The sequence below is a fragment of the Tunturiibacter gelidiferens genome, from assembly GCF_014201335.1.
Lineage (GTDB): Bacteria > Acidobacteriota > Terriglobia > Terriglobales > Acidobacteriaceae > Edaphobacter > Edaphobacter lichenicola_E.
Map to the genome: position 1 here is coordinate 139851 of NZ_JACHEB010000005.1, position 14541 is coordinate 154391.

Here is a 14541-nt window from a genome sequence, read left to right on the forward strand (position 1 = left end):
GATGTGCGGCGCCGCAATCAGAGCTAAATATCCAGGTTCTTCACATCTAGTGCATTTTCTTCGATGAACTTCCGGCGGCTCTCCACATCCTCGCCCATCAAAGTCGTAAAAATCTCTTCACAGGCCGCAATGTCTTCGAGCTTCACCTGCAGCAGTGTGCGCCGTTCTGGATCCATCGTCGTCTCCCATAGCTGCGGAGCCGTCATCTCGCCCAGACCCTTGTACCGCTGAACCTGATACTCCTTCTTGCCCTGTTCGATCACATACTCGAACACATCGCGTGCCGTCTGCTTCTCAACTGGGTCCTGAGACGCCTTGCTCGCTCTCTTGCTCGGCTTTACCTCCGCCACAGTTCCCGGAGCCGCAGCAATCTCAGCCACGCCCTCTTCAGAAGCAATCTCCTCAGCCTCTTCTGCAGCGGCCTCGGCCTTGGTCTTCGCCGCATACTCGATAAAGAACGGCGCCACCAGTTGCTCCTTGATCTGTGCGTGCTTGGCCAGCATCTGCCGGCTCTCCGGCGCAGAAGCCAGCGCCCAGTCAACCGTCCTCACCGCGCCTTGGGCATCGGTATAGCTCACCGAGTAGCTCCTGTGCTCCTCATCCATCACGACATCGCCAACATTTTTGAATTGATAGGTCTTCTGCATCCCCACCAGCCGCTCGCGCATGGCCTCGACCTTCGCGGGCGTTTCAAAGTCCACGCGTCGCACAGAGTCCTTACCTTCATGAGCGAACAGCTCAGCGAACGCCTGCGTGACGTCATCATTCCGCAACCGCTTCTGCACCTTATCGAAGAAGCCTAGATAGTCGTTCAGCTGTCCCATGTACTTGGTCAGGGCCGCACCTTCAAGCCGACTGCCGTCCTTGCCGTAGCGAATCACCATGCCATCGGAGGCACGCTTCACCATCACGCTTACATACTCGCGATCGTCCTTGATGTACTGCTCGAACTTGCCCTTCTTGATCCGATACAGTGGCGGCTGCGCAATATATACATGCCCGCGCTTGATCAACTCCGTCATATGCCGGAAGAAGAAAGTCAGCAGCAGCGTACGGATGTGCGATCCGTCTACGTCGGCATCGGTCATCAAAATCAACTTGCCATACCGCAGCTTACTCGCGTCGAAGTCGTCTTTACCAATGCCGCAACCCAGCGCTGTAATCATTGCGCGAATTTCTTCATGGCCCAGCATCTTGTCGTAGCGGGCCTTCTCGACGTTCAGAATCTTTCCCTTCAACGGCAGAATCGCCTGGAACTTCCGATCGCGTCCCTGCTTGGCCGTTCCACCGGCGCTCTCTCCCTCGACAAGATAAAGCTCGCAACGATCCGGCTGCCTCTCCGAGCAGTCCGCCAACTTACCCGGCAATCCGCCGCCATCAAGAGCACCCTTACGCCGAGTCAGGTCGCGAGCCTTGCGCGCAGCCTCACGCGCCCGCGCAGCATCGATTGCCTTATTGATGATCTTCTTCGCGACCTGCGGATTCTGTTCCAGGAACGCGCCCAGCCGCTCGTTCACAAACGCCTGCACCGTCCCTGCGATATCCGAGTTAAGCTTGCCCTTGGTCTGTCCTTCGAACTGCGGCTGCGACAGCTTCACACTGATCACAACCACCAGACCCTCGCGCACATCATCGCCGCTCAGGTTTTCCTTGACGTCCTTGAACAGGCCCAGCGACTGGCCCGCCGCATTGATCGTCCTGGTCAGCGCCGTCTTGAAGCCCGAAAGATGCGTCCCACCGTCAACCGTGTTGATGTTGTTGGCAAACGTAAACACCGTCTCGGAGTAGGCGTCGTTATACTGCAGCGCAATCTCCATGGCCACGTTATCCCGCTCAGCCTCCATGTAGATCGGCTTGTCATGCAGCACAGACTTGCCTTTATTCAGATGCTTGATGAACTCCGCAATGCCGCCGATGTACTTGAACTCCTGGTGCTTGAACTCTCCCGTCTTCGGGTCCGTCGTGCGCTGGTCCGTCAGATGGATCTCCAGCCCCTTATTCAAAAAGGCGAGCTCCCGCAACCGTTGCGCCAGCGTGTCGTAGTTGAACTCCGTCACCGTAAAGATCGACTTGTCCGGCAGAAAGTGGACCTTCGTGCCCTTGCGCGTCGAAGCACCCATCTTGCGCAGCTTGCTGATCGGCGCACCCTTCGAGTAATCCTGCTCCCACGCATGACCGTCACGCCAGATCTCGACGTCAAACTCCTCGCTCAGCGCATTGACGCAGCTCACACCCACGCCATGCAGACCACCCGAAACCTTGTAGTTCGAGGCATCGAACTTACCGCCCGCATGCAGCATGGTCAGCACCACCTGCACCGCCGGCATCTTCTCGCCATTGATTACCTTGTCGTCGACCGGAATCCCACGGCCATCGTCGACCACCGTGATCGAATTATCGACATGGATCGTCACATCGATCTTCGTCGCGTGCCCACCCAACGCTTCGTCGACCGAGTTATCAACTACCTCATATACCAGGTGATGCAGCCCCTGCTCGCCGGTCGAGCCGATATACATCGCGGGCCTCAGCCGAACCGCAGCCAAGCCCTCCAGAACAGTAATGTTCTCAGCCGAGTAGCCGCCACCTTCTTTTCCTTTTCCGGTAGCGTCCTTCATTTTGCCAGCTTCAAGCTCTAAAAGAGCAGTTTCGGTGGGGATTGCAGTCGATGCCATGTATCTCCGTTCAGCGGGTTGCTGAAGTTGCAGGATTTTCAGTCCGTTCCGTGTCCGCGCAATCCGCGAAAACCCGCGCCGTTACAGCGCTTTATACACGTTCCAGCCTGGTTCTCAGTCTCTTAAGTATACCACGCGGAAGGGGGCCGGAACCCCTCCGGCGTACCCACTCAGAGCCCTCCCCGAAGCACGTCTTGGCCCATCGGTAACCTCCCTCGCTGCTTCGAAAGTTGTACTCCCCTAACCCGCATGGCTTGCTATGCTTCGGCTCGTAACTCCCCCGAGGTGAACCAATGAAATTGAACCGTTTGATCGCTGTCTCGATTGTTGGATTCTCACTGCTTTCAGCCTCAACCTCAGCCTTCGCTTGTGATCACGACCACGACAGTGGTGGTAGCTCGTGGTCCTGGTTCGGCTGGTGCCACCACGACCACGGCCACGATGGCGGTGGTAATGATGGTGGCGGTAAAGGCGGCAACTGCCCCGGACACGACGGTAGCGGCGGTAGTGGCGGCGGCTCCACCACAGCCCCACCCTCGACTGGCCCCAAGGGAGGCTAATCAGCAAATAGCCCTTCCAAGTCTGACCCGTCGAGGCATACGAATGCTCGCTGGAACCCGACAATCACCCAAAATGACCCTCTTCGGAGGGTCATTTTCTTGCTCTGTGTCTGCCTTATCAAACAACTCAACCTCGCTGGCCACTCGAAAAGAGAAGGGAACAAAGAGAAGGGAACTACGATAATCAATGAAATGATCTTCCATACTGCCTCAGAAGCCGACATAGAGGAACTCGTCACCTTCGTCAACAATGCCTACCGGGGTCAAGCCGCAGAGGCCGGTTGGGCCAGCGAAGCCAAAATAATAGCCGGCCAGAGGATCGATTCCGGCATGCTCGCCTCCATGCTCACAAAGGACAACCTCACAATCCTCTTAATGAGGGACCGTGAGCACGGCCCACTTGCAGGATGCGTCTCTTTTGAGCACACCCCCGGATTCTCCGCCGGATATCTATCCATGCTTTCCATCGATCCCCAGCGCCAGGCCGAAGGCCTTGGCAGAACACTCCTGTCAAAGGCCGAAGGTGACCTAAAGGCCCAGGGCGCCGATCGCGTCAGAATAACCGTAATCTGGATTCGCAACACCCTTATCGAATGGTACGAACGCCGGGGCTACCGCCTCACTGGCGAACGCGAGCCCTTTCCTTACGGAGACCAGCGCTTCGGCGTGCCCCTCCGCGACGACCTGTACTTCGTCGTCATGGAAAAACCGCTCCCGTAGACCCGATCCTCACCTGTCTCCCCACTTAAGCCCCCGTTAAGCCTAGCGCTAACAACAGTTTGCCCGAATGCCTCTCGGATGTTCCTCTTGAACCCGTCATGCCGCCCGGAAATAGATACGAGCCGGACGTCATCCTCGTATATACTCAGTAAGTTGTCCAGAACACAGTTTTCGTCAGGAACACCATGCCAAAGTTGAAGACACACAGCGGCGCAGCCAAGCGCTTTCATAAGACAGGCACCGGCAAGTTCAAACGCGGCCAGTCTAAGATGCGCCACATCCTCACCTCCAAGGCCACCAAGACCAAGCGCAAGCTCGGCGGGTCGGCGCTTATTTCGGATGCGGATCACCACAAGGTTGCCCGGATGCTTCCCTACGCCTGATTGTCAGGCAGGGAATCATCAGTTGTTCAAGTCGAGCCGTCTAAAAGCAAAGGGCCAGCAAAGCGTTCCGGCCCCTGGAAGCGCGTTAGCGATTCCACCGAGACTTGAAGTTGCATAGCGAGTGAAGAGGCCACATCGTCGTTCTCACGAGTCCCTTCAGAACACCCACTAGTTCTGATTGAGACGAGAATGCGACCCTTACCTCCAGCCGCTTAAACGAAGTACGCAAAAGGAGAAGCAAGATGCCCCGTGTAAAACGGAGTACAAAACGCAACGATCGCCGCAAAAAGATCCTCAAGCGCGCGAGTGGTTACTTCCTCACCAAATCCAAGCTCTACCAGGCCGCTCAGGAAGCCGTCGAGCGCGGACTCAAGTTCGCCTATACCGGCCGTAAACAGAAGAAGCGCCAGTTCCGCGCGCTCTGGATCGTCCGTATCAACGCAGCCTGCCGCATCAACGGCATGAGCTACTCGACCTTCATCAACGGCCTCAAGCTCGCCGGCAATCAGCTCGACCGCAAGGTCCTCGCCGATATCGCCGCCAACGACGCAGCTGGCTTTGCCTCGCTTACCGTGCAGGCAAAGACAGCCCTGAAGATTGCAGCAGACAAGCACGCCGCAAATCGCAGCACTGCTGTTGCCTAAACGCATCAGCCGTTTCAAAAGAGGCACGGCCCACGCTGTGCCTCTTGCTTTTTAATTCCGCCATCGTCGCGAACCGGTATCCTGTCCTTATGCCAGACCCTATCGCACCAGAGGAAGCTACCTCTCAAGTGCAAGCTCCCTTCGAATCCTGGGGCCGCTACCCTACCTACGGCGCAAAGCTGCTCCCGCTCCACTGGCAGAGCGATTTTCCCGCCCTCACCGCCGACCTCCACAACGGTGCTCTCCCTGTTGGTATGGGCCGCAGCTATGGCGACGTTTGCCTGCTCAAGGACGGCAACCTCCTCGTCACCACCGCGATGAACCGCCTCATCGACTTCGACGCTGAGACCGGCCTCCTCACTGCCGAAGCCGGCGTAACCCTAGCGCAGATCCTGGACTTCGCCGTCCCCCGTGGCTTCTTCCTCCCCGTCACGCCCGGAACAAAATATGTAACCCTTGGTGGAGCAATCGCCAACGACATCCACGGCAAAAACCATCACTCCGCCGGAACCTTCGGTCGCCACATCGCGCAGTTCGAGCTCGTCCGCTCTGACGGCTCCCGAATGATCTGCTCCCCAACAGAGAACTCCGAGTTCTACTCTGCAACCATCGGGGGCCTTGGTCTCACCGGCGTTATCACCTGGGCCACCCTCCGTCTCAAACCCATCGTCTCCCGCAAGATCGACTATGAAGGCATCCAGTTCCACGGCATCGACGAGTTCCTCGACCTCACCAACCAGGCCCACGACATCGAGTACACCGTCAGCTGGGTCGACGTCACCTCCACCGGACGCAACTTTGCCCGCGGCGTCTTCATGCAGGGCGACCACTCAACGAAAAAAGACGACCTCAAACCTTCGCCCAAGCCAAAGCTTGTCTTCCCCTTCGAAGCCCCCGGCTTCGCCCTCAACGCCCTGACTGTCAGCCTCTTCAACACAGCCTTCTTTCATAAGCAGATCCACAAACGCGCTGTCGCTCTCCAGGACTACGAGCCCTTCTTCTATCCACTTGACAAGGTCCTCCGCTGGAACCGCATGTACGGCAAGCGCGGACTCCTCCAGTTCCAGTACGTCATCCCGTGGGAGCACGCCAAAGAGGGAACCGTCGCCATCCTCCACGAGGTCGCCAAATCAGGCCTCGCCAGCTTTCTCGCCGTACTCAAAGCTTTTGGTGACGTACCCTCTCCCGGCATGATGAGCTTCCCCAAACCGGGCATCACCCTCGCCCTCGACTTCCCCATCAAGCCCGACAAGAGCTTCCCCCTCTTTCAGCGCTTAGCTGACATGACCCTTGAGTTCGGCGGCCGCCTCTATCCTGCCAAAGACGCCGCCATGACGGCCCCTCAGTTCCAGGCCTTCTACCCCCAATGGCAGCACTTCGCCCAATACCGTGACCCCCTCCTTACCTCCAGCTTCTGGGAGCGCGTCACTCAAAATTCATAAGACCGGATACAGCAAGCCTATGAGCACCACCCCGCAAGCGACAACTCCACCGCGCAAGATCCTCGTCCTCGGCGCCACCTCTGGCATCGCTGAAGCCACCTGCCGCATCTGGGCCTTCCAGGGCGCAAGCCTCTTCCTCGTCGCCCGCAACGCCGAAAAACTCGCCGCAGTCGCCGCCGATCTCAAAACCCGCGGCGCCAGCTACGTCGACACCGCCGTCGCCGACCTCGACGACACCGAACAGCATCCCGCACTCCTCGCCCACGCCGTCAACTCCCTCACCGGCATGGACATTGCATACCTCGCCCATGGCGTCCTTGGCGATCAGGCCGAAGCCGAGCGTGACTTCAACACCGCTGCCCAGATCCTCCACACTAACTTCGTCGCCCCCGTATCGCTCCTCACCTGGCTTGCCAACTTCTGCGTCCAGCGTCGCGCTGGCACTCTTGCCGTCATATCCTCTGTAGCTGGCGACCGAGGCCGCAAATCCAACTACCTCTACGGCTCCTCAAAAGCCGGCCTGTCAGCATTCCTAGGCGGCTTGAGAAACCGCGTCGACCGCGAAGGCGTCACCGTCCTCACCATCAAGCCCGGCCCCGTCAAAACCGCAATGACCGCCAACATGCCGAAGAGTGAAAAGTTCGCCGACGTTGAATCCGTGGCTGAGTCTATCGTCAGCGCCATCGACAAGCGCAAAGACATCCTCTATGTCCCGTTTCAGTGGCAGCCCATCATGTTCATCATCCGCAACATTCCAGAGCGCATCTTCAAAAAGTTGAATCTCTAGCTATTGCCCTGCTGCTGTTGCGCCATCTGCTGTTGCCGCGTCGGCGGAGGCGGTTGCTCCGGTAGTTGCGTCGCCTTCTCCACCAGAATCGACCAGTCCTCAGGCACCGGAAGTTCCTGATCGAGCGACGGAGTCCCCAAACTCGGCGTCACCCTCACCGCAACGGTCAGCTCACTCGCGGCGCGTCCGCGAAAGATCCCGTGGGTAGGTGGCACATCGGAATAGTCTCGCCCGATCGCGGTACGAATATGCCGATCTCCCGCCACCAGCCAGTTCGTCGGATCGAACCCAACCCACCCCAGATGCGGAATCAACGCCTCAATCCACGCATGTGTGGCCGAACTGATCGACCGGTCCATGTCGCTCTCACCATGAAACAGATACCCGCTCACATAGCGACAGGGAATCCGCAGCTTCGACCGCACCAGCGTAATCATGATGTGCGCGAAGTCCTGGCAAACACCAGCCTTCGTACCTAACGCCAGATCGATCGGCGAATCGACATTGGTCGACTTCGGCTTGTAGTCGAAGTACTCATAGATCTGCTGATTCAAGTGATGGAGCACCATCAGCGGATCATCTCTGCGCCGCACATCCAGCTCCCGAGCCAGAGCGTCCAGCGCCGGCGTCGGCGCAGTAAACTCACTCGGCAGCAGCATCTCCCAGTAGTCGCCCTGCTCCACCATGGCGTCCAGATCCGCCCACGCGTCCGGCGCCAGAAATGCCGGGACCTGTGCCGCCGGTTGCACCTCTACCAGCGACTCGGCAACAATCACCAACTGCCCATGCATCCCAGGAATGTCGAAGTGGTGAACATGATTCGACAGATGGTCGCGATAGCTGAAGACTCTGCATCGCGGGCTCACCGAAAGATGAAACGTCAGGCAGCGCTGATTCTGATCGCTTCGCGGGTGCATCCGCGTCTCCATCATGCTCTCGCTGACTTGGTTGCTGTACAGGAACTTCGTCAGATGGCGAATCGAATAGTACATAACCTCTCCCTTTCGATTTCGCGGGATATGCTGCATCTTCTAAAACGGCCAGTTAAAGAGCCAGCCGAGCCGCCATCGGTCCTGCTGATACCAAACAATAGCAGGTAGAACGGTCGCGAACGCCGTCGGCAATAACAATTGCAGCCAAAGGTTATTCGTATGAAACACGCTCGACAACACGGTTCGAGTCGCTCCCTGCGCAAACGCGCTCAACAGGAAGATCGCCAGCGACGCTCGTCCCACCCACACCAGCGCCACGCCCACCCGGTGATTCTCAAGCACCCGCGCAAGTAGAAGAAGTGCGGCGGTCCCGGTCAGACCCAGACCGATATAGGTCCACCGATTCGGGTACCCATAGAAATAAGTAGCCGCGAACTGAAATGCAGCCACCAGCACAAAGCCAATGGCAGCCATCCACTTTGGGACACGTTCCAGCCGAAAGATCTGATGGCCGACCCACATTCCGGCAGCTACAAAGCAGAACTCCCACTGCACGCGGTTCATGATGTACGAACCGTAGGCCGGCGCTATCGCAGCCACCACCGCGAGCAAAAACCGCAGCCAGTTCGGAAGCCGAGACGTCAATAACGCCACCATAAGACAGAAGAACAACGTGAACAGGAACCAGCTCACGCTTCCGTCCGCAACGTTCATCAGAAATGTCTTCCAGTGAAAAGGAGAATAGCTTACCTGGAATCGCCCGATCACGGGACCGAGCGCCGCGGAGATGACAGCGAACAGCAAATAGGGATACAGAATCGTCTTCACCTTTTCGAGAGTGAAGTCGCTCGCTCCTCGTCGCCGAATGCTCCCCAACACAAACAGCCCCGAGACAAAGAAAAATGCAGGCATGTGAAAGCTGTAAATGAAATTTTCAGAGATTGCCATCCCTGGACCCGTCCACCAGCCCCGGTGCTCGACCCCTTGTGCCGTATGGCCATAGACGACCAGGATGATCGCAAGACCCTTCACAAGGTCCACAATATTTGATCGCTTCCCGCTGGTGATCGGCTCCAATGTTGCGGCTGCCGTCTGTCCCTGTTCGATCATCTACCCTGCCAGTGCCGCCTGAATGGAATAGTCCACGTACAACTCGTAGATCGTCTCATGAATCGCTCGACACTGAGCCTGGATACCCCCCAGGTACGCCACCACATCCTGATTCAAAATCTCGTCCACACTGCTGTAGTTTAGCGACGACTGCAGCCGCCCGCTCAACCGACGTAAGCCCTCAGCGCGGCTCCTGCCGCTGTCCCCCTGAATCTTCTCGAGCGCGCACTGCAGACTATCGATCGAAAATCGAACTGAGTGTGGAAACTCTTCATCGAGCAGAAGAAACTCGAAGATCTGCTCTGGAGTCAGGTCGGCGGTGTATACCTTGCAGTACGCCTCAAACGCGGTCGCAGAACGCAACAGCCCCATCCAGTCCAGGTACTCATTGCCATCGGTCGCCCTTTCAGGGTACCCCCACAGATCGATGTGGTACGCCTGGAGCAACAGCGCCGTCGCGCTCGCTCGCTCAATGTACCGTCCCACCTGAATAAACTGCCAGCCCTCGCCGTGATTCATCGTCGAATCGGTAACACCCTGAAACTGATGCGCAGCCTCCAACACCGACTGCAGAAACTCACTGGGTTGCGTAACTCCTGCCCCAAAGGCCTCCGACTGCGTACGATGCTGCAACTCCGGCCGCGTCACCTGCAGGTAAAGGCTGTTCAGACGATGCCACTGCTCCGTCGAAATCTGCTCTCTCACATGCCGCGAGTTCTCCCTCGCCGCAATAATGCACGACAAAATCGAAGCCTTGTTCTCCGTGTCGAAGGTCAGCGCCTGCGTCAGCGCATACGGCTCCCCGGTCCACTCGATATTCTTCGGGCCGCCCAGAGCCTGCAGCACCCTCTTCCATCGGCGCTCTGCGCTGATCGGACTCTCGTCCAGCATCAGGTTCAGATTCACATCCAGCAGCCGCGTTGTATGTTCCGCGCGCTCGAGATACCGGCTCATCCAGTACAAACTATCCGCAACCCGCGACAGCATCGACATCCCCCTTCACTGACTCAGCACCCACGTATCTTTACTCCCACCACCCTGCGAAGAGTTCACCACCAGAGATCCCTGGTTCAATGCAACCCGCGTCAACCCGCCCGGCACAATCGTCACCTTATCGCCGTACAGCACATAAGGCCGCAGATCCACATGGCGCGGCTGCAGTTCATCACCGATCAAACAAGGCGCCCGCGAAAACGAGATCGTCGGTTGAGCAATATAGTTCCTCGGATCCGCCTCAATCTTCCGCGCGAACTCCTCCTGCTCCGCCTTGGTCGACTGCGGCCCAATCAGCATCCCATACCCGCCGCTCTCACCTACCGCCTTCACCACCAGCTTGTCGAGATTCGCCAGCACGTGCTGCCGCTCCTTAGGTCTGGTCAACAAATACGTCTCGACATTCTTCAGCACCGGCTCTTCGCTCAGGTAGTACTTGATGATCTCCGGAACATACGCATACAGCGCTTTGTCATCGGCCACACCTGTCCCGAACGCATTCGCCAGCGTCACATTCCCCGCGCGGTAAGCATTGAACAACCCCGCGACTCCAAGAATCGAATCCCCACGAAACGCCAGCGGATCGATGAAGTCATCGTCCACACGTCGATAGATCACATCCACCCGCCGCAACCCAATCGTCGTGCGCATGTACACGACATTGTCATGCGTCACTAGATCGCGCCCCTCCACCAGCTCGATCCCCATCTGCCGAGCAAGATACGCATGCTCAAAGTAGGCCGAGTTGAACACCCCCGGTGAAAGCAGAACAATGTTCGGCTCCGGCCGCCCCTCGGGTGCGAGCGACCGCAGAGTCCCCAGCAGCAGCTGCGTGTACTGCTCAATCGGCCTCACGTTATAGCTGCGAAACAGTTGCGGAAAGATCCTCTTCATCACCCTGCGGTTAGTCAGCATGTAGCTGACCCCGCTCGGAACGCGAAGATTATCCTCCAGCACCACAAACTCGCCGCTCTCCAGCCGAATCAGATCCGTCCCGCACACGGCGATATAAACATTCCGCGGAACCTGCAACCCCATCATCTGCCGGCGATAGTGTTTGCAGCTATACACCACCTCACGCGGCACGATTCCGTCATCCAGAATTCGTCCCTCGTTATAGATGTCCCTCAAGAAAAGATTCAGTGCCGTAATCCGCTGCGTCAGCCCATGCTCCACCGTCTCCCACTCGGCGGCCGTAATGATTCGCGGAATCAGGTCATACGGAAAGATCTTCTCCGTCCCCTCTTCGCGTCCATACACCGTAAACGTGATGCCCTGGTTCAGAAAGCTGAGATCGGCAGACTGCTTCCTTCGTTGCAACTCCTCGGGAGGCAGCGACAAAAAGTGATCCAGCAAAGGCTCGCAGTGCCGACGCAGATCGCTCTGCCCTAGGAACATCTCATCATAGGCATGGTCCAGCAGATAGTTTTTCAGAGCCGCATGCTCGAACTGGGATGATTGAGCTGGATGCATTGGGAGCCTTGAGTATAGCGGCACATCCCCACGCCACCAAACCCAATCTCTACTTCTCCACCAGCTCCCCGTCCTTGCTGAAGTAGCTCAACTGCCGCCGATAGCACCGCTGCTTCTCCAGATCGAACGCGATGCAAGAATCAAAGGGCTTAGAGTAGACATGCAGGCTCACACACCCGCCCTTACTGGCATTCTCGATCTGGTGAATCGTCTGCAGCTTATCCACCGTGACCATTCCCGTGCCTTCCGCGCACCCCACCGTCCGCACTTTATCGATCTGCAACTCCGTCGCCCCACCCAGGCAATCGATATTCACCACATTCTGGTTCTGCGGAGCATTACAGCTCGTATGGTGAAACTCGTGCGTCAGCACCTCACCCTGGGACACCGTCATCCATCCCAGCTGCCCGTTATGCGTATGAATCGCCGTCTTCTGCCCCGGAGACCAGCAGATCGTCATCACCTCAAACAACTCATCCCGATAGATCAAATTCCGCGTATAAAAACTATCTCGCCACCAGATGTAGTGCTGAAGTGCCTCCGGCCGTAGGGTCGTCGCGGCCATATACTCCGCAATCCGATCCTTCGTAATCAGGTCCCGCTCCAACTCCTTCAGGCCCGCGACAAAATCTCCAACCGACGTATGCAGTGGATGCGTATCATCGATCGTTCTACCCTTGTTCATATGCTCACCGTACCCGGCACCAGGCTGCCGTCCCTATCAAGCATACTCCCGCAACCCACATCGACTGATCTCAACCGCATCGCAGCACCCTACCACCGCCAAACATAAGCATTCCGCTAATTCCAGCCACAATTCGCCTCTCGATTCCGTCATTTAGGCCAATTTACCCTCAACTGCTGTAAACTAGGAGAGACGCGCACTTCCCCAAAAAAACCATTATCAAGCGCCCAGACAGGATGTAAACCCGAGTGAGCAACTCAACCGCAATAGCCGTTAAGCCAATCTTCAACATCGCTATCATCGCCCACGTCGATCATGGCAAAACCACCCTCGTCGACGCCATGCTGCGCCAGTCAGGCACCTTCCGCTCCAACGAAGCCGTCGCCGACCGCGTCATGGACTCCAACGATCTTGAAAAAGAGCGCGGCATTACCATTCTCGCCAAGAACACCGCCCTCTACTATCACGATAACAAGATCAACATCGTCGACACCCCGGGCCACGCCGACTTCGGCGGTGAAGTAGAACGCGCCCTCAAGATGGTCGATGGCGTCGTCCTCCTCGTCGATGCGTCCGAAGGCCCTCTGCCTCAGACCCGCTACGTGCTCTCGAAGGCCCTCGAAGCCGGCCTTACGCCGATGGTAGTCATCAACAAGATCGACCGCCCCGACGCGCGTCCCCAGGAAGTCCTCAACGAAGTCTATGACCTGTTCATCGACCTCGACGCCGACGAGTCCGTCCTCGACTTCCCCGTCCTCTACACCAACGGCAAGCTGGGCACCGCCACCGCAGATCTTGCGACTCCCGGCACAGACCTCCAGCCCCTCTTCGAGCAGATCGTTCAGACCATCCCCGTCTCCAAAGGCGACCCCGAAGGTACCCTCCAGATCCTGGTCACAAACCTCGACTACTCCGACTACCTTGGTCGTCTCGCCATTGGCCGTGTCTTCAACGGCACCATGCGCACCGGCCAGGAGTACACCGTCGCCAAGATCGACGGCACCTTCACCAAGCACAAGATCACCAAGCTCTTCAGCTTTTCCGGCCTCAAGCGCACCGACATCGAAGAGACCCAGGTAGGCGACATCGTCGCCATCGCCGGTATCCCCGGCATCTTCATCGGCGAAAGCTTCTGCGATCTCGAGAACCCGCAGCCTCTGCCGCAGATCACCATTGACGAGCCGACGATCGCCATTCAGTTCAACGTCAACAACTCGCCCTTTGCCGGACGGGAAGGAAAGTTCGTCACCTCGCGCAATCTCCGCGACCGTCTTGAAAAAGAGCTCCTCACCAACGTCTCCCTCAAGATGCAGGACACCGGTTCCCCCGATTCGTTCAAAGTCCTCGGACGTGGCGAACTTCAACTCGGCATCCTCATCGAAATGATGCGTCGCGAAGGCTTCGAACTGATGGCAAGCCGTCCCGAGATCGTCACCAAGAAGATTGACGACGCCGTGATGGAGCCGGTCGAACACCTCTCCATCGACGTCCCCGAAAACTTCGTCGGCACCGTTATCGAGCGCCTCGGACCAAGAAAAGGCGAGATGGTCAAGATGGTCAACCACGGCTCAGGCCGCGTCCGCATGGAGTTCCGCATCCCCTCGCGCGGTCTCATCGGCCTCCGCTCCGAGATGCTCACCGAAACCCGCGGCACCATCATCATGAACTCCATCCTCGACGGCTACATCGCCTACCAGGGTGAGATTCCGCAGCGTCTCTCGGGTGCATTGATCTCCGACCGCCAGGGCACCACCACTGCCTACGCGCTCGAAGGCCTTCAGGATCGCGGCGTTCTCTTCGTCTCCGACGGTGTTGAAGTCTACGAGGGCATGGTCGTCGGCGAACACTCGCGCGACAACGATCTCGACGTCAACTGCGTCCGCGAAAAGAAGCTCTCGAACATGCGCGCCTCGGGCTCGGACGATGCCGTCCGCCTCGTGCCCTACAAGCAGCTCACCCTCGAGCAGTGCATCGAGTTCATCGCGGATGATGAGCTGGTTGAAGTTACGCCTAAGTCGTTGCGCATGCGCAAGAAGGTGCTGCAGGCTAACCGGCGTCCTCGTAAGGGCAGCAGCGAATAGTTGCTGACGAAATATGTTTGGTTTGGCGGCCGGACCTTTGGGTTCGGCCGTTGTTT

The 14541-nt window shown here is 57.8% G+C and carries 13 protein-coding genes; 7 read left to right on the plus strand and 6 right to left on the minus strand.

Annotated elements, in window-relative coordinates; all coding sequences use genetic code 11:
* Nucleotides 1-23 precede the first annotated feature (23 nt).
* Nucleotides 24-2675, minus strand: a complete 2652-nt coding sequence (gene gyrB / locus HDF14_RS11845; RefSeq protein WP_183976848.1) for a DNA topoisomerase (ATP-hydrolyzing) subunit B — start codon at nt 2673-2675, stop codon at nt 24-26.
* A 293-nt stretch (nt 2676-2968) separates the two neighbouring features.
* Here gyrB and HDF14_RS11850 point away from each other — a divergent pair, with 293 nt between their 5' ends.
* The 6 genes from HDF14_RS11850 (at nt 2969) to HDF14_RS11875 (ending at nt 7211) form a co-directional block, all read left to right on the plus strand.
* Nucleotides 2969-3235 (plus strand): hypothetical protein, encoded by a 267-nt coding sequence (locus tag HDF14_RS11850; RefSeq protein WP_183976850.1) that lies wholly within the window; start codon nt 2969-2971, stop codon nt 3233-3235.
* A 99-nt stretch (nt 3236-3334) separates the two neighbouring features.
* A complete protein-coding gene (locus tag HDF14_RS11855; RefSeq protein WP_221304661.1) occupies nt 3335-3955 on the plus strand; it encodes a GNAT family N-acetyltransferase in 621 nt (206 codons plus the stop codon).
* Nucleotides 3956-4140: 185 nt separating this feature from the next.
* Entirely contained in the window at nt 4141-4338 is a 198-nt protein-coding gene (gene rpmI / locus HDF14_RS11860) for a 50S ribosomal protein L35 (RefSeq protein WP_158790949.1), read from the plus strand.
* Between the two features lie 242 nt (nt 4339-4580).
* Nucleotides 4581-4982, plus strand: coding sequence for a 50S ribosomal protein L20 (gene rplT / locus HDF14_RS11865; protein ID WP_183976852.1), 402 nt, complete (start codon nt 4581-4583; stop codon nt 4980-4982).
* An 89-nt stretch (nt 4983-5071) separates the two neighbouring features.
* Nucleotides 5072-6424: an FAD-binding oxidoreductase gene (locus HDF14_RS11870; RefSeq protein WP_183976854.1), complete on the plus strand. Its 1353-nt coding sequence runs from the start codon at nt 5072-5074 to the stop codon at nt 6422-6424.
* A 19-nt stretch (nt 6425-6443) separates the two neighbouring features.
* Nucleotides 6444-7211 (plus strand): SDR family oxidoreductase, encoded by a 768-nt coding sequence (locus HDF14_RS11875; protein ID WP_183976856.1) that lies wholly within the window; start codon nt 6444-6446, stop codon nt 7209-7211.
* Here the strand turns inward: HDF14_RS11875 and HDF14_RS11880 are convergent.
* The 5 genes from HDF14_RS11880 to HDF14_RS11900 are packed head-to-tail and all read right to left on the minus strand — an operon-like array spanning nt 7208 to nt 12404.
* Entirely contained in the window at nt 7208-8203 is a 996-nt protein-coding gene (locus HDF14_RS11880) for a transglutaminase family protein (protein ID WP_183976858.1), read from the minus strand. The genes HDF14_RS11875 and HDF14_RS11880 overlap by 4 nt on opposite strands.
* A gap of 39 nt (nt 8204-8242) precedes the next feature.
* Nucleotides 8243-9253, minus strand: coding sequence for an acyltransferase family protein (locus HDF14_RS11885; RefSeq protein ID WP_183976860.1), 1011 nt, complete (start codon nt 9251-9253; stop codon nt 8243-8245).
* Nucleotides 9254-10240, minus strand: coding sequence for an alpha-E domain-containing protein (locus HDF14_RS11890; protein WP_183977440.1), 987 nt, complete (start codon nt 10238-10240; stop codon nt 9254-9256).
* 12 nt (nt 10241-10252) lie between these two features.
* Nucleotides 10253-11719, minus strand: coding sequence for a circularly permuted type 2 ATP-grasp protein (locus HDF14_RS11895; protein WP_183976862.1), 1467 nt, complete (start codon nt 11717-11719; stop codon nt 10253-10255).
* 49 nt (nt 11720-11768) lie between these two features.
* Nucleotides 11769-12404, minus strand: coding sequence for a cysteine dioxygenase (locus HDF14_RS11900; RefSeq protein WP_183976864.1), 636 nt, complete (start codon nt 12402-12404; stop codon nt 11769-11771).
* Nucleotides 12405-12652: 248 nt separating this feature from the next.
* Between HDF14_RS11900 and typA the strand changes: the two genes are divergently transcribed.
* Complete coding sequence (gene typA / locus HDF14_RS11905; RefSeq protein ID WP_183976866.1) at nt 12653-14485, plus strand: translational GTPase TypA; 1833 nt, start codon at nt 12653-12655, stop codon at nt 14483-14485.
* Nucleotides 14486-14541: the final 56 nt, after the last annotated feature.